At 63.3% G+C, this 24,846-nt stretch carries 23 protein-coding genes; 14 read left to right on the top strand and 9 right to left on the bottom strand.

Annotated elements, in window-relative coordinates; translation table 11 throughout:
• Nucleotides 1-67: 67 nt before the first annotated feature.
• From NKI66_RS21565 to NKI66_RS21550, 4 genes are all read left to right on the top strand, one after another.
• Nucleotides 68-1,072, top strand: coding sequence for an AAA family ATPase (locus tag NKI66_RS21565; protein WP_023809853.1), 1,005 nt, complete (start codon nucleotides 68-70; stop codon nucleotides 1,070-1,072).
• Nucleotides 1,072-2,037 (top strand): DUF58 domain-containing protein, encoded by a 966-nt coding sequence (locus NKI66_RS21560; RefSeq protein WP_023809854.1) that lies wholly within the window; start codon nucleotides 1,072-1,074, stop codon nucleotides 2,035-2,037. Before NKI66_RS21565 ends, NKI66_RS21560 begins: the two co-directional genes overlap by 1 nt.
• Nucleotides 2,034-4,856: a DUF4159 domain-containing protein gene (locus tag NKI66_RS21555; RefSeq protein ID WP_023809855.1), complete on the top strand. Its 2,823-nt coding sequence runs from the start codon at nucleotides 2,034-2,036 to the stop codon at nucleotides 4,854-4,856. The genes NKI66_RS21560 and NKI66_RS21555 overlap by 4 nt, the downstream gene beginning before the upstream one ends.
• A 63-nt stretch (nucleotides 4,857-4,919) precedes the next feature.
• On the top strand, nucleotides 4,920-6,998 hold the full coding sequence (locus NKI66_RS21550) for a membrane protein (protein ID WP_023809856.1): 2,079 nt from the start codon (nucleotides 4,920-4,922) through the stop codon (nucleotides 6,996-6,998).
• Nucleotides 6,999-7,000: 2 nt separating this feature from the next.
• On the opposite strand, the gene clpS is transcribed toward NKI66_RS21550, so the two are convergent.
• From clpS to NKI66_RS21530, 4 genes are all read right to left on the bottom strand, one after another.
• On the bottom strand, nucleotides 7,001-7,306 hold the full coding sequence (clpS, locus tag NKI66_RS21545) for an ATP-dependent Clp protease adapter ClpS (protein WP_023809857.1): 306 nt from the start codon (nucleotides 7,304-7,306) through the stop codon (nucleotides 7,001-7,003).
• Between the two features lie 127 nt (nucleotides 7,307-7,433).
• Entirely contained in the window at nucleotides 7,434-7,799 is a 366-nt protein-coding gene (locus NKI66_RS21540) for a hypothetical protein (RefSeq protein WP_023809858.1), read from the bottom strand.
• A 215-nt stretch (nucleotides 7,800-8,014) separates the two neighbouring features.
• Complete coding sequence (locus NKI66_RS21535) at nucleotides 8,015-8,248, bottom strand: hypothetical protein (RefSeq protein ID WP_013529962.1); 234 nt, start codon at nucleotides 8,246-8,248, stop codon at nucleotides 8,015-8,017.
• A gap of 39 nt (nucleotides 8,249-8,287) precedes the next feature.
• On the bottom strand, nucleotides 8,288-8,590 hold the full coding sequence (locus tag NKI66_RS21530; RefSeq protein WP_023809859.1) for a hypothetical protein: 303 nt from the start codon (nucleotides 8,588-8,590) through the stop codon (nucleotides 8,288-8,290).
• A 252-nt stretch (nucleotides 8,591-8,842) separates the two neighbouring features.
• On the opposite strand from NKI66_RS21530, the gene NKI66_RS21525 reads away from it, so the two are divergent.
• Both NKI66_RS21525 and NKI66_RS21520 read left to right on the top strand, forming a co-directional pair.
• Nucleotides 8,843-9,559: a response regulator gene (locus NKI66_RS21525; protein ID WP_013529960.1), complete on the top strand. Its 717-nt coding sequence runs from the start codon at nucleotides 8,843-8,845 to the stop codon at nucleotides 9,557-9,559.
• Nucleotides 9,556-10,962, top strand: a complete 1,407-nt coding sequence (locus tag NKI66_RS21520; RefSeq protein WP_023809860.1) for an ATP-binding protein — start codon at nucleotides 9,556-9,558, stop codon at nucleotides 10,960-10,962. The genes NKI66_RS21525 and NKI66_RS21520 overlap by 4 nt, the downstream gene beginning before the upstream one ends.
• Nucleotides 10,963-11,013: 51 nt before the next feature.
• Here the strand turns inward: NKI66_RS21520 and choV are convergent, their stop codons facing one another.
• From choV to NKI66_RS21505, 3 genes are all read right to left on the bottom strand, one after another.
• Entirely contained in the window at nucleotides 11,014-12,195 is a 1,182-nt protein-coding gene (gene choV / locus NKI66_RS21515; RefSeq protein ID WP_023809861.1) for a choline ABC transporter ATP-binding protein, read from the bottom strand.
• Complete coding sequence (gene choW, locus NKI66_RS21510; RefSeq protein WP_128303732.1) at nucleotides 12,192-13,046, bottom strand: choline ABC transporter permease subunit; 855 nt, start codon at nucleotides 13,044-13,046, stop codon at nucleotides 12,192-12,194. Before choW ends, choV begins: the two co-directional genes overlap by 4 nt.
• A 123-nt stretch (nucleotides 13,047-13,169) precedes the next feature.
• Complete coding sequence (locus NKI66_RS21505) at nucleotides 13,170-14,105, bottom strand: choline ABC transporter substrate-binding protein (RefSeq protein WP_023809863.1); 936 nt, start codon at nucleotides 14,103-14,105, stop codon at nucleotides 13,170-13,172.
• A 258-nt stretch (nucleotides 14,106-14,363) separates the two neighbouring features.
• Here NKI66_RS21505 and NKI66_RS21500 point away from each other — a divergent pair, with 258 nt between their 5' ends.
• Entirely contained in the window at nucleotides 14,364-14,975 is a 612-nt protein-coding gene (locus NKI66_RS21500; protein WP_023809864.1) for a thymidine kinase, read from the top strand.
• A gap of 70 nt (nucleotides 14,976-15,045) precedes the next feature.
• Here the strand turns inward: NKI66_RS21500 and NKI66_RS21495 are convergent, their stop codons facing one another.
• Together NKI66_RS21495 and NKI66_RS21490 are read right to left on the bottom strand one after the other, a co-directional pair.
• Nucleotides 15,046-15,219, bottom strand: coding sequence for a hypothetical protein (locus NKI66_RS21495; protein WP_352752923.1), 174 nt, complete (start codon nucleotides 15,217-15,219; stop codon nucleotides 15,046-15,048).
• Between the two features lie 8 nt (nucleotides 15,220-15,227).
• Nucleotides 15,228-15,941 carry a DMT family transporter gene (locus NKI66_RS21490; RefSeq protein WP_352752921.1) on the bottom strand — a complete coding sequence of 238 codons (714 nt, stop codon included), beginning with the start codon at nucleotides 15,939-15,941 and terminating at the stop codon, nucleotides 15,228-15,230.
• 101 nt (nucleotides 15,942-16,042) lie between these two features.
• On the opposite strand from NKI66_RS21490, the gene NKI66_RS21485 reads away from it, so the two are divergent.
• From NKI66_RS21485 to NKI66_RS21455, 7 genes are all read left to right on the top strand, one after another.
• On the top strand, nucleotides 16,043-16,900 hold the full coding sequence (locus tag NKI66_RS21485) for a LysR substrate-binding domain-containing protein (RefSeq protein WP_128303730.1): 858 nt from the start codon (nucleotides 16,043-16,045) through the stop codon (nucleotides 16,898-16,900).
• Between the two features lie 94 nt (nucleotides 16,901-16,994).
• On the top strand, nucleotides 16,995-17,384 hold the full coding sequence (locus NKI66_RS21480) for a c-type cytochrome (protein ID WP_023809867.1): 390 nt from the start codon (nucleotides 16,995-16,997) through the stop codon (nucleotides 17,382-17,384).
• 311 nt (nucleotides 17,385-17,695) lie between these two features.
• Complete coding sequence (locus NKI66_RS21475) at nucleotides 17,696-18,784, top strand: hypothetical protein (RefSeq protein ID WP_127266549.1); 1,089 nt, start codon at nucleotides 17,696-17,698, stop codon at nucleotides 18,782-18,784.
• Between the two features lie 31 nt (nucleotides 18,785-18,815).
• Nucleotides 18,816-19,961 (top strand): hypothetical protein, encoded by a 1,146-nt coding sequence (locus tag NKI66_RS21470; RefSeq protein WP_352610498.1) that lies wholly within the window; start codon nucleotides 18,816-18,818, stop codon nucleotides 19,959-19,961.
• Between the two features lie 24 nt (nucleotides 19,962-19,985).
• Nucleotides 19,986-21,896 (top strand): AAA family ATPase, encoded by a 1,911-nt coding sequence (locus tag NKI66_RS21465; RefSeq protein WP_352752919.1) that lies wholly within the window; start codon nucleotides 19,986-19,988, stop codon nucleotides 21,894-21,896.
• A 195-nt stretch (nucleotides 21,897-22,091) separates the two neighbouring features.
• Nucleotides 22,092-23,402 carry a DUF6638 family protein gene (locus NKI66_RS21460; RefSeq protein ID WP_352610501.1) on the top strand — a complete coding sequence of 437 codons (1,311 nt, stop codon included), beginning with the start codon at nucleotides 22,092-22,094 and terminating at the stop codon, nucleotides 23,400-23,402.
• A 105-nt stretch (nucleotides 23,403-23,507) separates the two neighbouring features.
• Nucleotides 23,508-24,632, top strand: coding sequence for a DUF2333 family protein (locus NKI66_RS21455; protein ID WP_013529949.1), 1,125 nt, complete (start codon nucleotides 23,508-23,510; stop codon nucleotides 24,630-24,632).
• Nucleotides 24,633-24,846: the final 214 nt, after the last annotated feature.

Raw genomic sequence — 24,846 nt, 5'->3', positions numbered from 1 at the left:
GGCAACTTATGGTATGGTGCAGCCGTTGTTCCAGCCATGGTATTCCAACCACAAGGATCGATGCGGCATGAGCGTGATGGTCAAGGAAAGCCCGATCAGCGAAAAGGACATGATCGCCGAGGCCGAAAAGGCGCTTGCCGACATCTCCCGGATCCGCGACGGGGTCGGCCGGGTCATCTTCGGACAGGAAAGCGTCGTCGAGCGTACGCTGGTGGCGCTGCTGGCCGGTGGACATGCGCTTTTGGTCGGCGTGCCGGGCCTCGCCAAGACCAAGCTGGTCGAAACACTTGGCATCGTGCTCGGCCTCGATTCGCGCCGCATCCAGTTCACCCCGGACCTGATGCCGTCCGATATCCTCGGCTCCGAGGTGATGGAGCAGGACGAGACCGGCAAGCGGGCCTTTCGCTTCATCTCCGGGCCGATCTTCGCCCAGCTTCTGATGGCCGACGAGATCAACCGCGCCTCGCCGCGCACCCAGTCGGCGCTGCTGCAGGCCATGCAGGAATACCACGTCACCATTGCCGGCGCCCGCTACGACCTGCCGGCGCCCTTCCATGTGCTGGCAACGCAGAACCCGCTCGAGCAGGAAGGCACCTATCCCCTGCCCGAGGCGCAGCTCGACCGTTTCCTGATGCAGGTCGACATCCTCTATCCAGAAATCGAGGCCGAGCGCCGCATCCTTCTGGAAACCACCGGCATCGAGGACGCGAAAGCCCAGAACGTGCTGCAGCCGGTGCGGCTGAAGGAAATCCAGACGCTGATCCGCCGCATGCCGGTGCCGGAAAGCGTCGTCGAAGCGATCCTGACGCTGGTGCGCTCGGCGCGTCCCGGCCAAGGCAACGCCGAAACCGACAAGAACGTCGCGTGGGGCCCCGGCCCTCGCGCCAGCCAGGCGCTGATGCTGTGCACAAGGGCGCGCGCGCTTTACGACGGACGGCTGGCGCCCTCGGTCGACGACGTGCGTGCGCTGGCCGAGCCGGTGCTGCAGCATCGCATGGCGCTGACCTTCGCCGCCCGCGCCGAAGGCACCAGCGTGCGTGACGTGGTGGCGAAACTCGTGAAAGGGATTTGATGCCGCGCATCGGCGAGGTCCAGGCTCCGGCAGCGACGCGTGACGCGCTCGCCCGTGGCCGGTTGCGGGCCTCGCTTGTGCCAGACCTGCTGGTCGAGGCGCGGCGCATCGTCAACACCGTGATCGCCGGCTGGCACGGCCGCCGCAAGCGCGGCATCGGCGAGAATTTCTGGCAGTTCCGGCCCTATGTCGAGGGCGATTCCTCGCGCATCGACTGGCGCCGCTCGGCCCGCGACGACCACACCTATGTGCGCGACCGCGAATGGGAAGCCGCCCATACCGTCTGGCTGTGGGCCGACCCCTCGCCGTCGATGCTCTACAAATCGACCGGCGCCAGCGTTTCCAAGCAATCGCGCGCGCTGGTGCTGGCGCTGGCCATGGCCGAGCTGTTGTCGCGCAGCGGCGAGCGCATCGCCTGGCCGGGCCTCACCGATCCGTTCACCGCCCGCAACGGCGCCGAACGCATCGCCGCCCAGTTGATGCATGCCGGCGATTTGCCGGCAAAACCCGATTTGTCCGATATCAGGCGCTTCTGCGACATCGTCATCGTCAGCGATTTCCTCGATCCCGTCGAAGAGACGATGGCCTGGCTCGACGTGCTGGCCCGCCACGGCGTACGTGCCCACCTGATCGAGGTCGCCGACCCGGCCGAGGAGACCTTCCCCTATGCTGGCCGAACCGAGTTCACCGATCCTGAGACCGGCGACAAGCTGACCGCCGGCCGCGCCGAAATGCTGGGGGATGAGTATCGCCTGCTCTACGCCGCCCGACGCCACGAACTGGCAGCCTGGTGCAAACGGCTTGGCTGGAGCTTTACCGTCAACCACACCGATCGGCTGGCTTCCGACGCGCTGGTGCGGCTGCACATGGCGATGACCACTGATGGCCCCTCGGTCAGGCCGACCGCTGACGGTCGTGCCGGCACGATCGCCGGTGGCGATCGGCCAGGAAAGGCTGTCGCATGAGTTGGCTGCCGCTTTCCTTTGGCGCCCCCATGGTGCTGTGGGGCCTCCTGGCACTGCCGGTGATCTGGTGGCTGCTCAGGCTGACGCCGCCCAAGCCGCAGACCGAAATCTTCCCGCCGCTGAAGATCCTGGCCCGCGTGCTGAAGCGCGAGGAGACGCCGCAGCAGAGTCCGTGGTGGCTGACGCTGCTCAGGCTCTTGATGGCGGCCCTCATCGTCGCCGCATTGGCCGACCCGGTCTTCAATCCGCGCGAAAAGCTGCCGGCCGAGGGTGCAGCGCTTGCGCTCGTCATCGACAATGACTGGGCAAGTGCCGCCGACTGGGGCAAACGCGTCGCCACCGCCGAGCGGCTGATCAACGACGCCGGCTCCAACGGCGTGCCGGTCGTCATCGCCTTCACCGCCGAAAAGGCCAATGCCGAGATCGGGCCGTTCGATGCCGCCACCGCCCTTGACCGGCTGCGTGCCGCCAAGCCGCGGCCGATCCCGACCGACCGGCCCGCCGTCTATGCCCGCGTCGCCGGCGTGCTGGAGACCTTGCCCGGGGCCAGTGTCGCCGTGCTTGCCGACGGCCTGGCGGCAAAAGGCGATGAAGCCGCCTTCAACACACTTTTGTCGAAAAATGCCACCCGTGTCGTCTGGGCAACCGCAGACAGGCTGTCGCTGACCGGCCTGACCACCGCCGACAACCAGGTCGACGGCTTTGCACTGACCGCCATCCGCGCGCCGGGCGACCCTGCCCCGGCTCAGGTCACCGCCGGCGCCTTCGATGACAAGGGCCGCCGCATCGCCGATGCTACGCTGACCTTTTCGCCTGGCGAAACCACCGCCACCGGCACCATGGCGGTGCCGTTCGAGCTGCGCAACGACTTCGCATCCATCGCGCTCGACGGCGAGCGGCAGGCCGGTGCGGTCCGCGTGCTCGACGAAAGCTCCAAGCGGCGGCGCGTCGGTCTATTGTCGCAGGCCGAGGCCGACCAGGCACAGCCGCTTTTGTCGCCGCTCTACTACATCAGGCGGGCGCTGCAGCCATTCGCCGATCTGGTCGAACCCTCCAGCGCCGATCTTGCCGACGCCATCCCGCAGATCCTCGACCAGAAGCCCGCGATGATCGTCATGGCAGATATCGGCACCATTCCCGGACAAGTCCGGCAGAGGCTTGTCGATTGGGTCGACAATGGCGGCACGCTGGTGCGTTTCGCCGGTTCGCGGCTGGCTACTGCGGGCGATGACGACGATCTGCTGCCGGTCCGCCTTCGCACCGGCGAGCGTTCGCTCGGCGGCGCGCTATCATGGACGTCGCCGCAGCCTGTCACCGAATTCCCCAAGGCCGGCCCGTTCGCCGATCTGGCGCCCCCGACCGAGGTCACCGTCAGCAGGCAGGTGCTGGCCGAGCCGACACCCGATATCGTCGAGCGCACCTGGGCGGCCCTTGCCGACGGCACGCCGTTGGTCACCGGACTGAAGAAAGGCAAGGGCACGCTGGTGCTGTTCCACGTCACCCCTGAGGCAACCTGGTCGAACCTGCCGATCTCTGGCAGCTTCGTCGAGATGCTGCGCCGCATCGTGCAGCTGTCGCGCAACCAGGGCGCGGCCATCGCCAATGCCGAAGCCGCCGCGGCGTCGCTGGCGCCCTATCGCATGATTGCAGCCGACGGCTCGCTGGTGCCGCCGACGCCGGACGCGCGGCCGCTTGTACCGGGCGCTGGCGCGCTGCCGGTGACTTTTGAAAACCCGCCCGGTCTCTATGGTTCCGAGACGGGTGTATTTGCCCACAATCTGCTGGAAACCGACAGCAAGTTGGCGCCCCTGGTGCGCCCGCGAATCACTGTTCCAGTCACCTCGATCCAGTATGCCTTTGACGAATCGCGCAATTTGAAAGGCACGCTGGTCGCGGCCGCCCTGGTGCTGATGCTGCTTGATACGCTGGCGGTGTTCTGGATGGGTGGCCTGTTTTCACGCCGGCCGCGCCGCGCCGGTGCCGTGACAAGCGCCGCCGTCGTCCTGATTGCGCTCGGTGCCTTGTTCGGTCATGCCGACCTTGCCCGCGCCGACGACGCCAAGCCGGGTGACGAAATTGCCATCGAGGCGATTTCGAAGACCCGCATCGCCTATGTGCTGACCGGCGTGCCGGGCGACGATTCGATCAGCCGCGCCGGGCTCGAGGGCCTGACGCGCTTTCTGGTCGAGAAGACGGCACTGGAACCGGGCGAGCCGGCCGGCGTCGACATCTCGAGGGACGAGTTGTCGTTCTATCCGCTGATCTACTGGCCGATCGATCCGGCCGCACCGATGCCCAGCCAGGCCGCGATCGCCCGCGTCGACGCCTATATGCAGCAAGGCGGCACGGTGCTGTTCGACACCCGCGACCAGTTCGCCAACGGCATCGGCGCCGATTCGACCAGCCCGGCGACGGAGCGGCTGCGCGACATCCTCGGCAACCTCAACGTGCCGCCGCTGGAACCGGTACCGTCCGACCACGTGCTGACCAAATCCTTCTTCATCCTGCCCGAATTCCCCGGCCGCTTCGCCGGCAGCCCGCTCTGGGTCGAGGCCTCGCTCGACGCCAGCAACGCCGAGAACCGGCCGGTGCGCACCGGCGATGGCGTCTCGCCGATCATGATCACTGCCAATGATTTCGCTGGCGCCTGGGCGGTCGACGAGAACGGCGATGCGCTGCTTCCGACCGTGCCGGCAGACCCGATGCAGCGCATCTACGCGCTGCGCGCCGGCGTCAACATCATGATGTACATGCTGACCGGCAACTACAAATCCGACCAGGTGCACGTGCCCATCCTGCTCGAACGGCTGGGGCAGTAAGATGAGTTTGTTTGGTGCCCTCCGGTCTCGGATAAACCCTCCCCACAAAGGGGAGGGTAAGGGATGAACTGGTCGATCTCCTTCGAACCGCTGATCTCCTGGCCCCTGCTGGCCTTGGCGCTGGTGCCGCTGGCGCTGCTGGCGCTTGTCGGCCTGTGGTTTCGCCAGCGCGGCTCGGTCTTCCGCTTCGTCGCCCTTCTGGCGCTCGCCGCCGCCCTGTTCAACCCGGTGTTCCTCAACGAGGAGCGCGAGCCGCTGAAAAGCGTCGTCGCGCTGATTGTCGACCGTAGCCAGAGCCAGGATATCGGCGACCGCACCAAGCAGACCGACGAGGCACTGGCCGGGCTGCAGCAGCGTCTTGGCCGCTTCAAGCAGTTCGACGTGCGCGTCGTCGAAGCGGGTAAATCCGAAGCCGCCGAGGAGCGCACCGAGACACGGCTGTTCGGCGCGCTCGAGGGCGCCTTCCGCGACGTGCCGCCGTCGCGCATCGGCGGCGCCATCATGATCACCGACGGCGAGGTCCATGACGCCCCCCCGGCCGCGCCCGATTTCAACGCCCCGCTGCATGCCCTGATCACCGGCAACGACCACGAAAAGGACCGCCGCATCCGCTTCGAGAACGCGCCGCGCTTCGGCCTTGTCGGCAAGCCGCTCGACATGACCTACCGCGTCATCTCGACCGAAAACGAGACCGGCCCGGTCGATGTGCGCGTCTCGGTCAATGGCGAACAGGTCGCGGTCGAGCACGCCACCGTTGGCCAGGCGATGCCGCTGCAGGTGACCATTCCGGGTGCCGGGCGCAACATCGTCGAACTCGCCATCGACCGCGAACCGGGCGAACTGACCGACACCAACAACCGCGCCATCGCGCTCATCGACGGCATTCGCGAGAATCTGCGCGTGCTGCTCGTCTCCGGCGAGCCGCATGCCGGCGAACGCACCTGGCGCAACCTGCTGAAATCCGACGCCTCGGTCGATCTCGTCCATTTCACCATCCTGCGGCCGCCGGAAAAGCAGGACGGCACGCCGATCAACGAATTGTCGCTGATCGCCTTCCCGACCCGCGAACTGTTCGTCGAGAAGATCAAGGATTTCGACCTCATCATTTTCGACCGCTACCAGCACCGCGACGTGCTGCCGATCCTCTATTACGACTACATCTCCGAATATGTCGAAAAGGGCGGCGCGCTGCTGATCGCGGCCGGCCCCGAATATGCCGGCGAAAGCTCGATCGCGCGCACGCCGCTGATGTCCGCCCTGCCGGCGATGCCGACCGGCGAGGTGGTCGACAAGGCCTTCTATCCGCGCCTCACCGAACTCGGCCAGCGCCACCCGGTGACGCGTGGGCTGGATGGCTCCGCCACCGAGCCGCCGCACTGGAGCCGCTGGTTCCGCACCATCGGCGTGCAGAACCCCGAAGGCGCAGTGGTGATGAAGGGCGCCGACAACCGGCCGCTGCTGTTGCTCGACCGCAAGGGCGAAGGCCGCGTCGGCATGCTGCTGTCCGATCAGGGCTGGCTGTGGGCGCGCGGCTTCGAGGGCGGCGGCCCGCATGTCCAGCTCTACCGGCGCATCGCCCACTGGCTGATGAAGGAGCCTGAGCTCGAGGAAGAGCGGCTGACCGCCGACGGCCGTGGCATGGTGCTGGAAATCCGCCGCCAGACGATGGCCGACGATCCCGGCCCCGCGCAGATCATCACCCCGTCCGGCAAGACCTTGACCGTCAAGCTCGATAAATCCGAGCCCGGGGTCTTCCTCGGCAGCGTCGAGACCAGCGAGATCGGCCTCTATCAGGTCGCCAATGGCGACCTCACCGCGCTCGCCCATGTCGGGCCGGTCAACGCACCGGAATTCGCCGACGTCATTTCCACCGAAAGCCGGCTGAAGGCGCCGGCTGAAGCCACCGGCGGCAGCGTGCGCCGGCTGGCGTCGTCCACAGCCCTTGGCAGCGACGTGACGCTGCCCTCCATCGTGCCGGTGCGCTCGGCTGGCGCCGCGTCCGGCAACGACTGGATCGGACTGCGCACCACGGACGACAGCGTGCTCAAGGCCGTCTCGCGCGTGCCGCTGTTCGGCGGCTTCCTCGGCCTCGGCCTGCTGCTTCTGGCAATGGGTTCGATGTGGTACCGCGAAGGACGGTAGGGCTACTCTTCCGGCTCCGTCGTGAACATCAGCGGATAGCCCTTGGCCTTGCCGGCATCGGTGGCACGCGTCGCCTTGGTCTCGGCGACATCCCTGGTGAACACGGCGACGACGCAGACGCCACGCCGATGCGCGGTGATCATCACCCGATGCGCCTGGTCTTCGCTGAGTTTGAACTCGCCCTTCAGCACCGTCACCACGAACTCGCGCGGCGTGAAATCGTCGTTGATGAGGATGACCTTGTAGAGCTTTGGCCGTTCGACCTGCGGCTTGACCTGGACGCGCGGTTTTGTGGTGATTTCAGGCATTGGAACCGACCATTTGCGTAAGCGACCTTCGCCATTCTGGCACCAGCGAAAGCAGCCGTCTATTTTGATCAACGCCGCAAGCCGGGCGCGGCTATTCACACCTATGTGGGAAAGTGTCGTTTGCCGTTCAACGGCCCTGGCGACCGAACATCCGACGGCTTGGAATCTGCCGCGCGGTCGTGGCGGACGGCATATCGGGGCGAAAGCGGTTTCCACCGGCATCCGCCCGGCGTTCCAGCCAGGTCGCGATCGGCCACGCGGCGACGCAGATCAGCGTCGCGCCGGTCAGCACGACCAGCAGCCAGGTCTGTGCCGGCGTGATGTAGTCCCAGCTGGTGGAAATCGCCGGCGCGAACAGCGAAGGCTCGGTGCGTCCGGTGGCCGGATCGGGCACCGGGCTGGCGGTGAACAGGATCAGCACCCTGGCGACGCCGGTGGCAACCAGGCCGCCGATCACCATCGAGCGCAAAATGGACGAAAGCCGCTTCTTCATGCGGATTGTCCTACACGGTCGGCGTTTCAAACGGGTTAAGTGTCAGTCGAGGCGGAAGCTGCCGGTGCCAGACTTCGTCAAGATCAGTTGAACCCATCGACCCGCTTCATCGCCAACGTCAGGGCTTCAGCGGTTCGGACAGGAAGAAGGCCGCTCCAGCCGAAACCAGCTGGAGCGGCCTTGGTCAACAGGCCGGCATTTTGCGCCGGACCTTATTAGGTCTTCGGGGCGTCCTTCTTGACGGCCTTCTCGGCAGCCTTCTTGTGCTTCTTGACGGTCTTCTTGACGACCTTCTTCGGAGCAGCCTTGGCCGGAGCGGCAGTCGCCGGAGCGGTGGTCGTCGAAGCAGCCGGAGCAGCGGTCGTGGTGGCGGCGGCGTTGCCGAGAGCCGGCATCGCGAAGGCGAGAGCGACGGCGAGACCGGTTGCGGAGAGGATGGACTTTTTCATGGCTTCGTTTCCTTTTTATGCGGGCCAAGTTTCGGAGTGTTACTGAACCGGGTCGTTCGGCGTCACTCCAAGCAGCTTCAAAGCACTGGCGAGCATCCGGATGCCCTGCGCCTGTTTCTTGGCGGCGCAGTACCGGTTGCCCTTTCTCTGAAGTGCCTTTGCCGCGGTGACCTGCGTTGCCGTGGCATGGGTTTCGAGGGCTTCATCAAATTGGTGGCTAAGATTGGCGCACCGTTCGCTCCGGGTTGTGAGCGTCACCTTTGCGTCCGATTGTCCGACAGCGGCAGTGACCAGGCAGAAGCCCAGCAACGCACCCAACAAACTGATCGACAACCTTGGCATCGGTTTATCCGTAAACCCGGAGACTAGCGTCGCAGCCGATGACCTGACCGCCACGAGATCAGTTATGCCCTTGAAATTTTTCAGGAGTTTTTCTGAACTGTAGAATTTTGTTTCTGGATTGTGTCTGAGAAAGCCGGTGTGAACCCGTCATAGCCACTGGCCAACATATGGCCTGAATTCTATCGTGTGGGTTGCGACAGAAGGGCTTGGCAATCAAAGACAGAAGGGCTTGGCAACAATGACAGGGCTGCTGTGAAATCCGACGCACACATACTGATCGTCGACGACGACAAGGGTATCCGCGACCTGCTGCAGGAATTCTTCCAGAAACGGGGCCTGCACACCTCGGTTGCCGCCGACGGCATCGAGATGGAGACCATCCTGCGGCGCGTCCAGGTGGACCTCATCGTCCTCGACGTGATGCTGCCCGGCAAGAGCGGGCTGGAGCTGTGCCGCGACCTGCGCGCCCAGTATTCGACGCCGATCATCATGCTGACCGCCGTCACCGAGACGACCGACCGCGTCGTCGGCCTGGAAATGGGCGCCGACGACTATGTGCCCAAACCCTTCGACCCGCGCGAGCTTTTGGCGCGTATCCGCGCCGTGCTCAGGCGCAATGGCGCCGCCGAGCCGAAGCGCGCCACCACCAAGCAGATCTACCGCTTCGCCGGCTGGACGATGGATTGTGCTCGGCGCCGGCTGATCGCACCCGACGATGTCAGGGTCGAACTGACCATGGCCGAATTCAATCTGCTGCAGACCTTCGTCAAGAGCGCGCAGCGCGTGCTGACCCGCGACCAGCTCATCGAGCTGTCCGGCGGCGACAGCGACTATTCCTTCGACCGCAGCATCGACATCCTGGTCAGCCGGCTGCGACGCAAGATGGAGGATGACCCGAAGACGCCCAAGCTGATCCTGACCGTACGCAGCGGCGGCTACCAGTTCCTGCCCGAGACGACCTCCGAATGAGACGTTTCCTGCCGCAGACCTTGCCTGTCTGGGTGCTGCTGATCGTCATTGCCGGCCTGCTGATCAGCCAGGTCGCGACCCTCTATATCGTGTCGCGCGACCGCGCCGCCGCCAACGGCGTCGTCGACCTCTACCGGCTCAACGACCGTGCCTTCTCGCTGGTTCAGCTCATGCATGACGCCAGTCCGGACGAGCGCAAGGCGACGGCGACCGGCCTCTTCAACTCCACTTACGCGCTCACCGTTTCGGACACGCCGGCGGTCACTTCGTCGATCGCCGGCGACGACGAACTGGCCGAACTCGAAGACATCCTCGTCGGCCGGCTGTCGAAATTCGGCATCACCGATGCACGCGTGCGCCGCGATCCGGCGACGCGCGAGGCCGATGACGCGGACGGCACGGCGCCGGGACCCGACATCGGACAGGTCGAGCGTGACCTTCTGGTGCTGGCCGCCGACTTCGCCCAGAGCGACAAGCTGACGGCCTCGCTGCGCTTCGCCGACGGCCAATGGCTGAACTTCACCGAACCGATCACGCCCGTCGGCCCGATCCTGAGCTTCGACAGCCTGCCGCTTTATTCGCTGATCGCAGGGCTGGTGGTGATCATGTCGATCTGGTCGCTGCGCCGGCTGACGGCGCCCTACCGGATGATGGAAACCGCCGTGAACCGGATCGGCAAGGATCTGAAGAGCCCACCGATCGCCGAGAGCGGCAGCCGCGAGGTCCGTGCCGCCGCCAAGGCGATCAACGCCATGCAGGCGAGGTTGCGCGAATATGTCGAGGACCGCGAACATCTGGCGGCGGCATTGGCGCATGATCTGCGCACGCCGATGACCAGGATGCGCCTGCGCCTGGAGCTGTTGCGCAAATCGGCGGTCCGCGAGGCGCTGGCGCACGACCTCGCCGACGTCGAGGGCATCGCCAGCTCGGTGATCGACTTCGCCACCTTCGAGGTGACGGAAGAGAAGAACGAACGCATCGATTTCTGGTCGCTCGTGGAATCGATCGCCGACGGCTATGACGACGTGTCGTTCGACGACGAGACCCGTTCGCGCGGGCTGATCTGCATGGCGCGGCCGGTCGCGCTCAAGCGCTGCGTCACCAATCTGGTGCAGAACGCGGTCACCTACGGCAAGAAGGCGCATCTTTCGCTGCGCCGGTCGGAAGACATGATCCTGCTCACCATCCGCGATGAAGGGCCCGGGATACCGCAGGCACAGATCGACGCCGTGTTCGGCTCGTTCGTGCGCCTCGAACAATCGCGCAACCGCCAGACCGGCGGTCTGGGCCTCGGCCTGACCATTGCCCGCAACATCGCGCGCGCCGCAGGTGGCGAGATCCGCCTGTCCAACAACCCGGGCGGTGGCCTGCTGACGCAACTGCGCCTGCCGCTGGCGGCATAAAAAGCATTCAAGCAGCCTCCGCTGCCCGCGGCGGCGTCCACGAATTTGGCGTTACCGCCGCAGCACCGCGCTCAGCACATCGCGGATGCCGATGGCGCCGACGAAGCGCGACTGGTCGTCGAACAGCGCCACGGGTGCTGTCTGCGAGCGGTGCATGGCCAGCATGACGGTTTTCAGCGAGGTGCCCGGATTGGCCCAGAACACCTGCGCTACTTCCTCGGGCTGGCCTTCGACGTCGGCGCACGACACCCACACCGCCGGCTTGCCGTCGCGTTCGGCCGCCGCCACCAGCCCGTGATCGTCGATCTTGAAGCGCGTCGTCTTGCGGCGGTCGAGCCACACCCAGCCGTCCTTGCCGTGCTCCAGATCGCGACGGTCGCGCATCACGTTCCAGGCGGTCAGCACCGACAGCGGGTTCACATTGGCGATGAAGTCGCGGACATAGTCGTTGGCAGGCCGCAGCACGATGTCCTCCGGCGCGCCGGTTTGCACGATGCGCCCACCCTCCATGATGGTGATGTGGGAGCCAATCTTCAGCGCCTCCTCGAGGTCGTGGCTGACGAAGATGATGGTCTTCTTCAACTCGGCCTGCAGTTGCAGCAATTCGTCCTGCAGCTTGGTGCGGATCAGCGGGTCGAGCGCCGAGAACGGCTCGTCCATCAGCAGGATCGGCGCCTCGGTGGCGAAGGCCCGCGCCAAGCCGACGCGCTGCTGCATGCCGCCCGACAGCTCATGCGCGTATTTCTTCGACCACTGGTCGAGATTGACCAGCTTGAGCTGGCGTTGCACGCGCTCCTTGCGCTCGGCTTCCGGTACGCCGGCGAGTTCGAGGCCGAGACCGACATTCTCCTCCACCGTACGCCAGGGCAAAAGGCCGAACTGCTGGAACACCATCGCCACCTGTTTCTGGCGCAGGCGCCGCAGGGTCGCCTCGTCGCAGGTGACGACGTCGACGGTCTTGTCGCCATCCTTGACCAGCACCTGGCCGCGCGACACCACGTTGAGCCGGTTGACCGCCCGCAGCAATGTCGACTTGCCCGAACCGGAGAGACCCATCAGCACGGAGATTTCGCCCTCGTTCACGGTCAGGCTGGCGCCGGCGCAACCCAGTACATTGCCGGTCTTGTCGAGGATCTCGGCGCGGCTGGCTCCGGCGTCGACCATCTTCAGCGATCCGGCCTGGTCGGCGCCGAAGACGATATCGACGTTCCGGAAATCGACGGCGACGGTCATTTCTTGCCTCCAACGGCGATGCGGGTCATCCGGTCGAGCACGATGGCCAAAACGACGATAGCGAGGCCCGCCTCAAGCCCGAGGTCGATCTTGCGCGAACCCAGCGCCCGGTTGATTTCGGTGCCGAGGCCGCCGGCGCCGATCAGTGCGGCAAACACCACCATCGACAGCGACAGCATGATGCACTGCGTCAGACCGGCCATGATGGTAGGCAGCGCCGAGGGCAGCTCCACCTTCCACAGCAACTGGCTCTTGGTGGCGCCGAACGCCTCGCCGGCCTCGACGATCGACTTCGGCACCGAGACGACGCCGAGATGCGTGAGACGAACCGCGGTCGGGATGACGAAGATGATCGTGACGATGAGGCCGGGCGCATTGCCGAGGCCGAACAGCGTCAGCACCGGGATCAGGTAGACGAAGGTCGGCAGCGTCTGCATCAAATCGAGCACCGGCAGCATGACGCGATAGACCTTCGGCTTGTGCGCCGCCCAGATACCGAGTGGCACACCGATGGCCATCGAGACGGCGGCGGCGGCAACCACCAGCACCAGCGTCTCTACCGTCTGCTTCCAGAGGTTCTGGTTGAGGATGAACAGCAATCCGAGAAAGACAGCCATGGCCAAGCCTCTCGATCGCTGCAGATAATAGGCAAGCAGTGCAATCAGCGCGATGAGAAGGACCGGCGGTACCAGCAGCAGCGTGTCGACCACTCCGTCGAGCAGGAAATTCAAACCGCCGGAGAGACCGCGGAAGAAGGTGTTGAAATTGTCGGTAAGGAAGGTGAAGAACGCTTTGCCCCATTCGCCTATGGGGATCTTGTAACTGACAAAGAATTTTGAAATCGGATCCATCTTGCCCCTCTTTGACAGTCGCCGTCCTTGCCGGACGGTCATCTTGTCACAGGATATGAAAAAGGGCAGCCCCTTCTAAAGTGACTGCCCTTCTTGATCGGTCACGCCGAACGCAAGACCTGCTCAGCTTCCGAGCGCAGTCTTCACGGCTGCAGCCGCGTCGCCGCCATCGAAAGTGGTCACGCCGGCAATCCATGGAGCAACCGCGTCCGGATGCTTCTTGAGCCAGTCGGTCGCAGCCGTATTGGCATCGGCGCCCTTGAGGATCGCGTCCATTATCTCGCCTTCCATGTCGAGATTGAACTTCAGGTTGGCGATGAATTTGCCGGCATTCGGGCACTCGGTGGTGTAACCCTTGCGCACATTGGTATGCACGGTGGCTGCGCCAAAGCCGCTGTCGCCCATGCCATCGAGATAGGTGATCTTCATGGCACCCATCACCGGATGCGGCGTCCAACCGAGGAACGCGATCCACTCATTGCTCTTGATCGACTGCTCGGCCTGCGTGAGCATGCCAGCCTCCGAGGATTCGACCAGCTCGAAGCCTTCGAGATTGTCCTTCGGGTTCTTGATCATGTCGAGGATGATGCGGTTACCATCATTGCCGGCCTCGATGCCGTAGATCTTGCCGTCGAACTTGTCCTTGAACTTGCCGAGGTCGGTCAGCGTCTTGACGCCGGCGTCCGCGACATAGGTCGGCACGACGATACCGTAGCCGGCGCCACTGAGGTTTTCGCTGATGGTCTCGACCGAACCGTCGGCGGTGTAGTCCTTGATGTCGTTGGTCATCGACGGCATCCAGTTGCCGAGGAAGACATCAAGATCCTTGTTCTTCAGCGACGCCATGGTCACCGGCACCGACAGCTGGATCGTCTGCGGTTCGTAGCCGAGCGCGGTGAGCAGTACCGATGCGACGCCGGTCGTCGCCTGGATGTCGGTCCAGCCGACATCGGAAAGACGCACCGCCTTGCAGCTCGCCGGATCGCCGGCAAAGGCAGCGCTGGTGGACAAAAAAGCCGCCAGGCCGAGGCCGGCGACGAAAGAGTTCATACGCGACATAGACAGTCTCCCATTGTGATTCTTTGGCGAAGCGTAGCTACGGTTTCTATGCCCGCCTTGTTTCGTCAGCCAAACACCATTCTGGTGTGGTTTCAAGCATTAAGACAATCACGATCAACGGCGCGGGCTGGCCAATCAGCGACACATCAGGCGCTTTTGCCATGCCGGACGGTTTTTTCGAAGACGGGCGGGCTTTTTCAGGGGAATGCGGGCGACCGCCCCTCCCCGTATCAGGGCAAGTCGGCTTAAAAGAGCGGCATGGCCAAGCTTTACTTCCACTACGCGACTATGAACGCCGGCAAGACGACGATGCTCTTGCAGGCCTCTTACAATTATCGCGAGCGCGGCATGGGCACGATGCTGTTCGTCGCCGGCCACTACCGCAAGGGCGACACCGGCCTGATCTCGTCGCGCATCGGCCTGGAGACGGAAGCCGAGATGTTCCGCGATGGCGACGATCTGTTCACCCGCGTCGCCGATCATCACGCGCATACGTCAGTGCATTGCGTCTTCGTCGACGAGGCGCAGTTCCTCGAGGAGGAGCAGGTCTGGCAGCTCGCCCGCATCGCCGACCGGCTGAATATCCCGGTCATGTGCTACGGCCTGCGCACCGATTTCCAGGGCAAGCTGTTTTCCGGCTCGCGCGCGCTGCTGGCCATCGCCGACGATTTGCGCGAAGTGCGTACAATCTGCCGCTGCGGCCGCAAGGCGACGATGGTCGTGCGCCTCGGCCCCGATGGCAAAGTGGCGCGCCTGGGCGAGCAGGTGGCGATCGGCAAGGACGTCTATGTCTCGCTCTGCCGCCGTCATTGGGAAGAAGAAATGGGCCGCGCCGCGCCCGACGACTTCATCGGCTTTATCAAGGGCTGACTCTGTCTCTTGGTTTTTGGAGCAATTCCCAGGGGGAGCGCTATGTGCTTTTCTTGGAATTGCACCGGGCTCATACGGTCGAGACACGCCACTTCGGAAACCGCCAACCCAGCCGCACACCCAGCGTCGCCACTGCAATCAGCGCCATGCCGGCAGCCTGCGCCGGTCCGAGCGGATGCCCATAGATCGCCCAGTCGACGATGATGGCGACGACGGGATAGATGAAGGTGATGACGCCGATCACCGGTGTCGTCAGGCGCGGAAGGCCGAATTCATCAACACGTAGGCGATGCCAGTGTGCAGCACGCCGATGCCGAGCAGCCAGCCCCATGACGCAGGCGCAATATGTTGGCCGATGCCGGCGAACGGGGCGAGCATGACGACCCCAACCAGTGTTTGGCAGAGTACCGTAATTTCGGCGCGCTGCTGACCAAGGCCCTTGGCGAGGATCGTTGTAACGGCGTAGAGCATTGCGCCGCCCAGCGTCAGCGCAATGCCCGGCGCCCAGTTGGCATCGTCGTGGCCGTGCGCGAAGACGAGGCCGCTGGCCAGCACGACGCCGAGAAACGCACCGAGCATCCACAGCAGTTGGTCGAGCGAGATGCGCTCTTTGAGGAAGACGACACCGATCAGGACCACGAAGAACGGCTGGATATGGTAGATAATCGTCGTCGTGGCGATCGATGTCATGGCGAAGCCGGCGAAGAAGGCCGTCCAGCTTAGCACCATGCAGACGCCGGCAAGTGCTGCAAGGGCAAGCCGGGACGGCGACAGCGTCCGATCCGGCAGATAGCCGCGCAACAGGCACCATAAGAAAAGGAATATCGCGCCGAACACACATCGCCAGAAGACGACGGCGACGGGATGCAGCCCCGATTCCGTGGCGAAGGCGCCGACCGTACCGGCGATCACCATTGCCAGAGCAAGGCTCGCGGCCGGAAAGCGGGCTGTCGAGGCGTCCGTCATGTGGTGGTTTCCCAGCGATCCCAGCAACCATCTGGTCACTGGCGCCACCTTCAAACAAGCGAATAGATTTGGGATGACCTATTCGATATACTGATAGCACCATGGCCGCGCCACTTGATCTCAATCTGCTGAAAACCTTTGTCGCCGTCGTGGAGAGCGGCAGCCTTTCCAATGCAGCACCCAGGGTCGGCCGCAGCCAGTCGGCGGTCAGCATGCAGATGCAGCGGCTGGAGGAGATGGTCGGCAACCAGCTTCTGGTGCGTGGTCCCAGAACCGTCACTCCCAATGCGATCGGCGAGGATTTCCTGATCTATGCGCGCCGGTTGCTGAAACTGTCGGATGAAGCCTGGGCAAGTGTCACCCGGCCCAAGGAAACAGGCAGCGTCCGCTTGGGGGTGCCCGACGATTATGCCGCCTTCCTCCTGCCGCCCGTGCTCTCACGCTTCGCGGCGGAGCATCCCCTGGTGACGGTGGAGTTGATCTGCGAACAGTCGACCGCGCTGGTGAAGACGCTGGCGGAGGGGCGGCTGGATCTGGCGATCATCACCCGCTTGCCGGAGCAGCCGCTTGAGGTGATCCGGCTGGAACGCTTCGTCTGGGTCGCCTCATCAAACCATGTCGCCTGGGAGACCGATCCGCTTCCGGTCGCCTTGTTCGAACCGGGCTGCGCCGCCAGGATGAATGTCCTGCAGGCGCTTGGCGATGCCGACCGCTCCTATCGCTGTACCTATTCAAGCGCCTCTCTGCTTGGCCTGATCGCCGTCGTCCAGGCCGGGCTCGCGGTGGCTGGCCTCGCCCTGCGCAGCGTACCACCGTCGCTGCGCATCGTCGGCGGCAATGAAGGGCTTCCGGTGCTGCCGGACCTCGAAATCGGCATCCTGCGCAACCCGCTGTCGACGACCCAGGCGGTCGAGCGGCTGAATGATTTCCTGCGCCGCGATCTGGCACAACAGGCCTGACTCGCGGGCCTGTCTTCCGCAATCCCGCCGCGATGCAGCGTTTGTTAAAGCCTCGGTACTATAAGGCCGCCAGCCAGAACTCTCCGGAGGCAGCATGTTTCGAGCCGCTTCGTCCGCCAGCATCCTTCTCCTTGCCAGCTCGCTTGTGGCCCATGCCGGCGGCGACCCGGCCCTGGGCAAGAAGGCCTTCAACCGGTGCATGGCCTGCCATGAAGCAGCCACCGACCGCGACAAGGTCGGCCCACATCTGCTGGGCGTCGTTGGTCGCACCGCCGGAAGTGCGGAGAGTTTTCTTGGCCGCTATTCCGAGGCGATGAAGAGTGCCGGCGCCGCCGGCCTGGTCTGGGATGAAGCCAATCTCACCGAGTATCTCAGGGCACCCAAGCTGAAAGTGCCCGGCAACAAGATGGCGTTTGCCGGCCTGGCCAAAGACGACGACATCGCCAATGTCATTGCCTATCTGAAGGCCGATCCCAAGCCCTGATCCGCTGTTCGTCAGCTCTGTAAAGCCGGCTTTCTCCTCGCATATCGCGGCCGCGATTGCTTCGGTGGTTTGCCCAATACAAAGGCATCCGTGCGCCTTCGCCTTGCCGCATGAAAGTTCAATGACAGCTGAACTATGGCTGGTCGGCAAGCTAATCACGCTAAGCCCACGCCTTCACTGGTTTTCAAGACCCTGACGAATTTTTTTGTTTTCACGCCGCCCTTATCTTCACGTCTTTCAATCCCCTGATGCCCCACATATATTCGCCGCTGTTCGCGACCAGCGACGTCATGCCGAAGCGGGAGGCCCCAATGGCGACATTGCAGAATTTCGACGCCGAAATTGCCAAGACCAAGCAGGTCGTGCAGGACATGCGCTCCAAGATCGAGCAATCCGGCACCATGCTTGATACGCTTGCCACATCAGACAAGAAGATCGGCGACGCAAATTTCGACCTCGAGAACGCCCGCATCGAGGATGTGCTGAAGCAGCAGAAGGTGATGGAAGGCAACATTGCCGACCTGATCATCGGGCTGGAGGACGCCACCAACGTCTTCGGCGCCGAGTTCGAGAGCATGAAGAACTACACCGGCTGGGAAAAATTCATTGGCATCTTCTCCAGCCAGAGCAAGCAGCGCATGCGCACCGACCGCGTTCGCAACATGTCGCTGGCCGGCAATCTGCAGGAACTGCTGGTCAAATCCGACACCATCGTCGGCATATTGAAGGCGCAGAAAGAGGTTCTCGACCAACGCTACAAGACCTCGGAAACCAGCCTGTCTCAGGTTATCGAGCGCCGCAAGACCACCATGACCAATCTCGAAGCCGTGCAGAAGCGCATCGAGGAGCTCAACCCGATGCTGCTCGACATCGAAAACAAGATCGCCGCTTCGACCAGCCAGAAAGACCGCACGCAGCTCGAAGGCGAACGCTCCAAGCTGGCGACGGAATACAACGAAAAGCAGGCCAAGGAGCAGGAGCTGCTGGCCGAGAGCCAGACGCTCGAGCGTTACACCTCGATGTTCCAGACCTTCGTCGATTCGCTCAACAACCAGATCGCCGCGCAATCGACGCTGATCAACAAGCTGACCATCGATACCGAGCAGCGCATCGTGCTCTACAAAGCGCTGGAAGATTCGCTGAAGACCGCCGCCCAGCAGGACGTCGCCCACAAGATCAACACGCTGGGCAGCCAGGTCGACAACACCGCCGAGGAAACCATGGCCGGCATCGGTGCTGCTTCGCAAAAGCACATCGGCGACCTGCTCGAGATGCACGAGAAGAACATGGTCGCTACCGCCGACATCCAGCGCCGCAAGAAGCTGGCCGACGATGCCTTTGCCCGCCGCTTCGACGAGGTGCTGAAGAAGCACAATTCGGCGAACTACGTGCAGTCTTAGGAGTGACAGGACTGCCCGCGAGCGCACAGGCATGACCCCCGAAAACGAAACGGCGGCACGGTATTTTTCCGCCATCACGGCCGCACTCAGCGGCCTTGAAGTGTTCATGCGCGACGATCGCTCGCCGCTCTACCGGCATGGCATCGTCGCCAAGATCGTCGCCGAACACATCGCCAGGCTCGACAAGTCGTTTTCCTGCTGGCGCAACCGGCTCGGCTTCATGGACACATTCCACATTTCGCGCGCCGAAAGCGGATTTCCGGTGTTCCAGAACTTGCTCGAACTGGAAAACGACCGACGCCAGGCCGACGCGCGGCTTGCCAACATTCCGCTCGCCGGCGAGTTGCGCGAGGAAATGGCCGACTTCATCCTGCGCCACAAGGAATTCCCCGCGGCGCTGCAGAAGTCGATAGCCGAGCGGCTTTATCTCGAGGACGTGAAAAGCGAGAACACGTTCGGCCCGTTCACCTTGGCGCAAACGGCCAAGGTCTCGGTCAATCCGAAGACGGGGCGGCCTTATTATCTCGTCCACTGGGCGACGTTCGACGGCAGCGCCAACCTGCCGCTAGTCTACATGGTGACAGTGGAGGATTCGTCCGAAACGATGATTCGCCAGCTTGTCGATAGAAACGGCAAGCTGAACGAGACGATTGACATTCCGCTGCCGGTCGATGGCCTGCTCAATCCCGAGCTTGCCCACCGTTTCGACGATTTCACCGAGAAGAACTCCGCCTATACGCTGTCGCCGGCGACCATCGCGGTCAATCTCGACAAGGATTTCGAGCCGCTGCACCCCAAGCAGCTGCGCCGCGTTGTGCTCGGCCCGTTCTATTCGGCTGGCATCACCGACAACAATTCGACGGTGACCGAGGTTTTGGCCAAGGTGCGCAAGCCGGAAAATGCCTGGCTTTTGACCTGGACCATCCAGGAGGTCTATTCCAAGGCAGAAAAGCCCGGCCGCAAGGGCCTGTTTTCGAGCGAGAAGACGACGCAGGAATTCTTCATCAACACCGACGATCTGGAAGCCGCGCGCCAAGGCGTGTCGAGCTACGAAAACCATGCGCTGATCCCGCACGAGGCCTATCAGGCGCTCTACGCCGCCGGCGAGGCGCAGAAGATTTTTGCCGGCTACAAGGTTCACATTCTGTCCAACGGACAGGTCATCTCAGACGTCTGACCGTCACACCACGGAGCACCCTTCATGGATACCGGCCTGACCACCATCCCGGAAGCCGCCATCGAGAAGCACCGCGCCACCGCGCAGAGCTTCATCACCCGCGTCGTCGTGCTGGAGGACCCGTCTAGCTCCTCCGGCACAGCACTTGCCGGCACCAACCGCCGCTTTGTCTCGACCGTCTCGGTCGGCTCCGTGCGTCGCACGCGCGAGGTCGAGCTGGCCAAGACCGTCGGCGCCGTTCATCCCGACGACCAGTTGCTGACCATCCCGCAGCACACGCTGTTGTTTCGCGCCCGGCGCGGCACGGCGATCGCGCTGGCAATATCGGATGTCTTTGCCGAAAGTTCGGATCTCGAAAGTCTGCAGGCCAGGAACACCCGCGCGCCGCTCGAAGGCGACGAGGCGTCCACCTTCAAGAAGCTTCTGTCGGCCTCCGCCTACATCTCCGCCTTCAGCCTCGCCTCCTATCTGTTCCAGCTGATCGACAGCGACGGCGAGGCACCCAACGACATCCCCGAGCCGGACTTCCTGTTCGACACGCCGCAGGATGCGGTGAAGTCTATCCTCGCCGGCCTCGACAAGGCGATATCGGGATCGTCCGACGACGCCGATCTGATGACAAGGGCGCGTGCGTTCGCCCGCGTCGCCATCGACGGGCTGCTGGCCCGCAAGGGCCGCTTCGACGGCATCGGCCCGTTCGAGAACGCGCATATCCGTATCGATGCCGACGATTTCACCCTCGATGGTTTCGACGTCGCGCCGGGCAAGCGTTCAAAACCGCTGGTGATGACATTCAAGAAGCCGGAAGAGGTCGTCGGCAATCACATCGCCAAATACCAGTCGGTCAAGCTCGCCAAGATGCTGATGGCCTACGACTTCGAGCGCGAACTCAATCCGTTCGTCGAACTCGGCGGCTTCCTGTTCACCTTCATCGGCGACGGCGCCCCCGGCACCGGCAAGACGACCCTGATCCAGATGATCGCCGGCCTCGTCAACGGCTACTGCCAGGTCGCCGGCTATCCCTTCGCCTACGAGAATTTCGGCGTCGACCAGATCTCGTCCTATCAGGGCAAATCAGGCCAGAACTGCCGCCAGTTCATCAACAATGTGCTGAACCCGCGCGTCATCGGATTCGGCACCATCGACGACATCGACCAGGTGGCGGCGCGCCGCTCAGACGACCGCGCCTCGGCCGGCCAGCAGGAAATCACCGGCGTGTTGATGGATGCCTTCGCCGGTGCCGCGACCGTGGTGCGCGGCAATTGCTCGTTCGGCATGTTCTCCAACTATCCCGAAAATGTCGACGACGCGCTGCGCCAGCGCGCCGGCGCCCGCTGGCTGGTCGACGGGCCGCAGAGCCGCAACGACTACATCGATATTTTTGTCCTGCTGGCGGGAAAAAACCACAAGATCCCGCTCGGCGACCACGATCTCTACGCCGCGCAGGAAATCCAGCGCGCCGTGACCGAAGCCTATGAGGGGCACGAGAAGCCGCAAGAAGACGGGCTGATGAAGGTCTACGAGCGCTACATGAAGGAGAACGGCGCACCGAAAACGATGGCCGACATCGGCACCTATCTGCACCTGATCAAGGATGCCGAGCCCCGCTTCACCGGCCGCGCCATCAAAAACGTCACCGACGCCATCAAGATGCGCGCCATGGACATCGAGCTTCCCGACGACTGGTTCGAGAAGCCGGAAGTCTTCATGCGCAAGGGTTATGACGAGAAGAAAGCGATGATCGAGGAACTGCGCGGCCCCTTTTCGATGGACATGGTCATGCAGGAGATCAACCGCTACGCCGACTCGGAGTTCCGCTATTCCGACAAGTCCGACGACTCCGCCGTACAAAAGCTGCTGCGCGACGCCCGCCTGCGCGAACGGGCCGCGCGCGAGATGGAGGAGATGAAGAAGAAGGGGCTGTGGAATGCGTGAGTGCGCGCCTACCCCCCTCTGGCCTGCCGGCCATCTCCCCCTCAAGGGGGGAGATCGACTTTCACCATCGCTTTTGCCAATCTTCGACCTATCTGGAGAAGCGACACGGACGACGCTGCCAATCTCCCCCCTTGAGGGGGAGATTGCCGGCAGGCCAGAGGGGGGTGCTGGCACGCTCCTCGGGAGCGATGCACCTTGACCACAAAACCCGCCAAGAAACCCGATCTCCTGCGCGACAACGAGCTGATCTATGGCCGGCTGCTGACGGTCGACGAGCCGCATTTGATCCAGCGCTACAACAAGGCGCTCGCCGCATTCGGCTTGAAGCCGACCAAACTAAAGAGCTTGCAGATCGACCGCACCGGCTTCTCGCCTGAAGTGGCCGAGGAATGCGATGATTATGACTATCTCGATCCCAACGAGGTCAACCGCCGCTTCATCATCCTGACGCCGTCGCAGATCGACCTGCCGGTGGTGCACACCGCCTTCTCCAACACCTCGCAACTGATGTTCGAGTTCATGTCCAGGAACCGGCGCGCCATCGATGCGCTGACGATCAAGGACGTCATCTACGGCGAGATCGAGGATTCCATTCCGAAGGTCAACGACATCGAGGATTTGCTGTCGATCAGCCAGGTCGAATTCAAGGTGCTGTCGGCCGAGGATGTGCTGGGCAAGGCCGCCGAACTCGGCAAGCTCGTGGACCGGCTGAAGCAGGAGCCCGATGCCTGGCGCGACAGCGCCATGCTGAACCGGATGGTGGAGCTTGCCAAGATCTGCGGCGACATCCGCGAGAACGCGCTGGTGCCCGACCAGGTGATCTTCCGCCACAATGCCTACTGGACCAGTCACTTCGGCGGTCTCTACGTGTTCGTCGACCCTGATATAACGACGGTGATCAGCGATCCGGCCGCCCCCGGTTTCCGCCGCTCGCGGCCGTGGCAGGTCAGCTATCTCTCGATCAACGACGCCGACAAGGTGTTCAAGTTCCTCGCCACCACCGGCCGCATCGAGCTGCCGCGTGCCTCCTGGGTGGAGACCTCGGGCTATCTCGAGCACCGCGCCGAGATGGTGGTGCGCGCGCTGATCCGCGATGCCGAGCCGAACCGCAATTTGACCGATGTCGACAAGGTCTGGCTGCAGACCTGGATCCAGAGCCATGCCGACCTGATCACCAGAGACGGCAATTTTCCGTTCCTCAACGCCGCCAAGCGCGAGATCGCCCAACTCGGCCACCTCAAGATCGAGGATGTCTTCCCGCAGCAACGTTTCCTTGTCATCCGCGCCAAGCCTGACCACCCCGACGCCTGGCTGACCAACCGGCTGATCTCGGATTTCGTACCGTCGGACTTCGTTTCGCGCTACATCTTCAACAAGGACGGCTTTTATGAGGACTATGGCGGCTTCAGCGACGCGTGGCGATCGCATGTTGTGGACGTTCTCAAAACCACATATTTGAAGGACAAGGTGGCGTTTCGCACACGCCTCTACGGCCTGACTGACTAGAACGAAATGAATCGTTATGTCGTTCTAACTTCTTGTTTTGGCGCATGATGTTATCCAAAAAGCCTGCAACTTTTTGGCGTCATGCTTTGAGGGGGTGACACAGCCATGCTCGATCCGATCGTGAATTTCTTCACCCGCATTTTCCAGTGGATTGGCCGCGGCATCGGCCTGTTGATCGGCGTCATCCTGTGGCCGTTCCTGTGGGCCGGGCGCTGGTACACGCAGCGCGGCTGGATCCTCAAGGCGGCGGTCGGCCTCGCCCTGCTGGTGCTGATCGGCCTCTACGCCAATTTCTTCTACGCCACCCAATGGTGGAACAATTTCAACCCGAACTATCCCGACACCTACACGTTCGAGAAGCGCAATGTCTCCGCCGGCGAACAGGTCTCCGCCGGCGCCGGCACCGACACCGCCAAGACCTGCGGCAACTCCGGCATTGCCCAGATCGCCGCCGACCTGACCGACTTCAACGTCAACCAGAATGCCTGGATCTCGTCGATGATCCTCTACAAGCTTGGCCTGTTCGGCATCGACTGGGACAACACGCCGTGGATGGACAACAAGGCCTCCTTCCAGCGCGGCATCAACCAGGCGGTGCGGCGCACCGCGACCGAACTCGCTGACAATCTCGGCCGCGTCCGCACCACCTCGCAGATCGACAGCGATCTGCAGAATGCCCGCGGCAACCTGCAGTTCGACGAGGAGACCTGGTATTTCGGCCTGAACCCGTTCGGCCCCAAGACGCCGACACCGAGCTACTATCGCGACGCTGTGCGCATGCTGCGTTCCTTCAACGCTCGCCTTGCTACCTGCCAGGCGACATTCGACGCCCGCGCCGACAATCTGAAACAGTATATCGACCGCATCTCGTCCGACATCGGCTCGACCTCGGCGATCCTCAAGGAACGCGCCGAGAACCACAACAATGGCTGGTTCGACTTCCGCGCCGACGACCGCTACTGGTTCGCCTATGGCCAGCTCTATGGCTATTACGGCCTGATGAAGGGCGCCCAGGCCGACTTCGAGGACGTCATCAAGGAAAAGCATCTGCAGAACCTGTGGGACACAATGGACTCGCAGTTCGTTTCGGCGCTGAAGATCCAGCCTTTCATCATCGCCAATGGCCGCGAGGATGGCTGGCTGTTGCCGACGCATCTGACGACGATGGGCTTCTATGTGCTCAGGGTGCGCTCCAACATGGTCGAAATCAGCAACGTTCTGACGCAGTAGCGCTGTTCCATTAGGGACCAGGCGATGGCGAATTTGCGCCGTCGCCTCTGTCGCATTCCGTGCATTGTGCGGCTGTTTTGAGACGGCGGCGCGGCGTGTCCTCTGGCTTCTATACGGCGCGGCAACGGAGCCAGGAAGAACCGATGACAGGTCGGCCGGTCCGCAGAGGAATTTTCTCTATAGGAAACATAGTTGCATGAAAGTTGACGCCGCG

The sequence above is a fragment of the Mesorhizobium sp. M0518 genome (assembly GCF_040321125.1).
Lineage (GTDB): Bacteria > Pseudomonadota > Alphaproteobacteria > Rhizobiales > Rhizobiaceae > Mesorhizobium.
The sequence above is the reverse complement of the archived record's forward strand: the minus strand, read 5'-3'. Positions and strand labels throughout refer to the sequence as shown.

Excerpts from the sequence above, each read along its gene's own strand:
- NKI66_RS21565 (WP_023809853.1), top strand. The coding sequence starts at position 68 with ATGAGCGTGATGGTCAAGGAAAGCCCGATCAGCGAAAAGGACATGATC.
- NKI66_RS21560 (WP_023809854.1), top strand. The coding sequence starts at position 1,072 with ATGCCGCGCATCGGCGAGGTCCAGGCTCCGGCAGCGACGCGTGACGCG.
- NKI66_RS21555 (WP_023809855.1), top strand. The coding sequence starts at position 2,034 with ATGAGTTGGCTGCCGCTTTCCTTTGGCGCCCCCATGGTGCTGTGGGGC.
- NKI66_RS21550 (WP_023809856.1), top strand. The coding sequence starts at position 4,920 with ATGAACTGGTCGATCTCCTTCGAACCGCTGATCTCCTGGCCCCTGCTG.
- clpS (WP_023809857.1), bottom strand. The coding sequence starts at position 7,306 with ATGCCTGAAATCACCACAAAACCGCGCGTCCAGGTCAAGCCGCAGGTC.
- NKI66_RS21540 (WP_023809858.1), bottom strand. The coding sequence starts at position 7,799 with ATGAAGAAGCGGCTTTCGTCCATTTTGCGCTCGATGGTGATCGGCGGC.
- NKI66_RS21535 (WP_013529962.1), bottom strand. The coding sequence starts at position 8,248 with ATGAAAAAGTCCATCCTCTCCGCAACCGGTCTCGCCGTCGCTCTCGCC.
- NKI66_RS21530 (WP_023809859.1), bottom strand. The coding sequence starts at position 8,590 with ATGCCAAGGTTGTCGATCAGTTTGTTGGGTGCGTTGCTGGGCTTCTGC.
- NKI66_RS21520 (WP_023809860.1), top strand. The coding sequence starts at position 9,556 with ATGAGACGTTTCCTGCCGCAGACCTTGCCTGTCTGGGTGCTGCTGATC.
- choV (WP_023809861.1), bottom strand. The coding sequence starts at position 12,195 with ATGACCGTCGCCGTCGATTTCCGGAACGTCGATATCGTCTTCGGCGCC.
- choW (WP_128303732.1), bottom strand. The coding sequence starts at position 13,046 with ATGGATCCGATTTCAAAATTCTTTGTCAGTTACAAGATCCCCATAGGC.
- NKI66_RS21505 (WP_023809863.1), bottom strand. The coding sequence starts at position 14,105 with ATGTCGCGTATGAACTCTTTCGTCGCCGGCCTCGGCCTGGCGGCTTTT.
- NKI66_RS21500 (WP_023809864.1), top strand. The coding sequence starts at position 14,364 with ATGGCCAAGCTTTACTTCCACTACGCGACTATGAACGCCGGCAAGACG.
- NKI66_RS21490 (WP_352752921.1), bottom strand. The coding sequence starts at position 15,941 with ATGACGGACGCCTCGACAGCCCGCTTTCCGGCCGCGAGCCTTGCTCTG.
- NKI66_RS21485 (WP_128303730.1), top strand. The coding sequence starts at position 16,043 with ATGGCCGCGCCACTTGATCTCAATCTGCTGAAAACCTTTGTCGCCGTC.
- NKI66_RS21480 (WP_023809867.1), top strand. The coding sequence starts at position 16,995 with ATGTTTCGAGCCGCTTCGTCCGCCAGCATCCTTCTCCTTGCCAGCTCG.
- NKI66_RS21475 (WP_127266549.1), top strand. The coding sequence starts at position 17,696 with ATGGCGACATTGCAGAATTTCGACGCCGAAATTGCCAAGACCAAGCAG.
- NKI66_RS21470 (WP_352610498.1), top strand. The coding sequence starts at position 18,816 with ATGACCCCCGAAAACGAAACGGCGGCACGGTATTTTTCCGCCATCACG.
- NKI66_RS21465 (WP_352752919.1), top strand. The coding sequence starts at position 19,986 with ATGGATACCGGCCTGACCACCATCCCGGAAGCCGCCATCGAGAAGCAC.
- NKI66_RS21455 (WP_013529949.1), top strand. The coding sequence starts at position 23,508 with ATGCTCGATCCGATCGTGAATTTCTTCACCCGCATTTTCCAGTGGATT.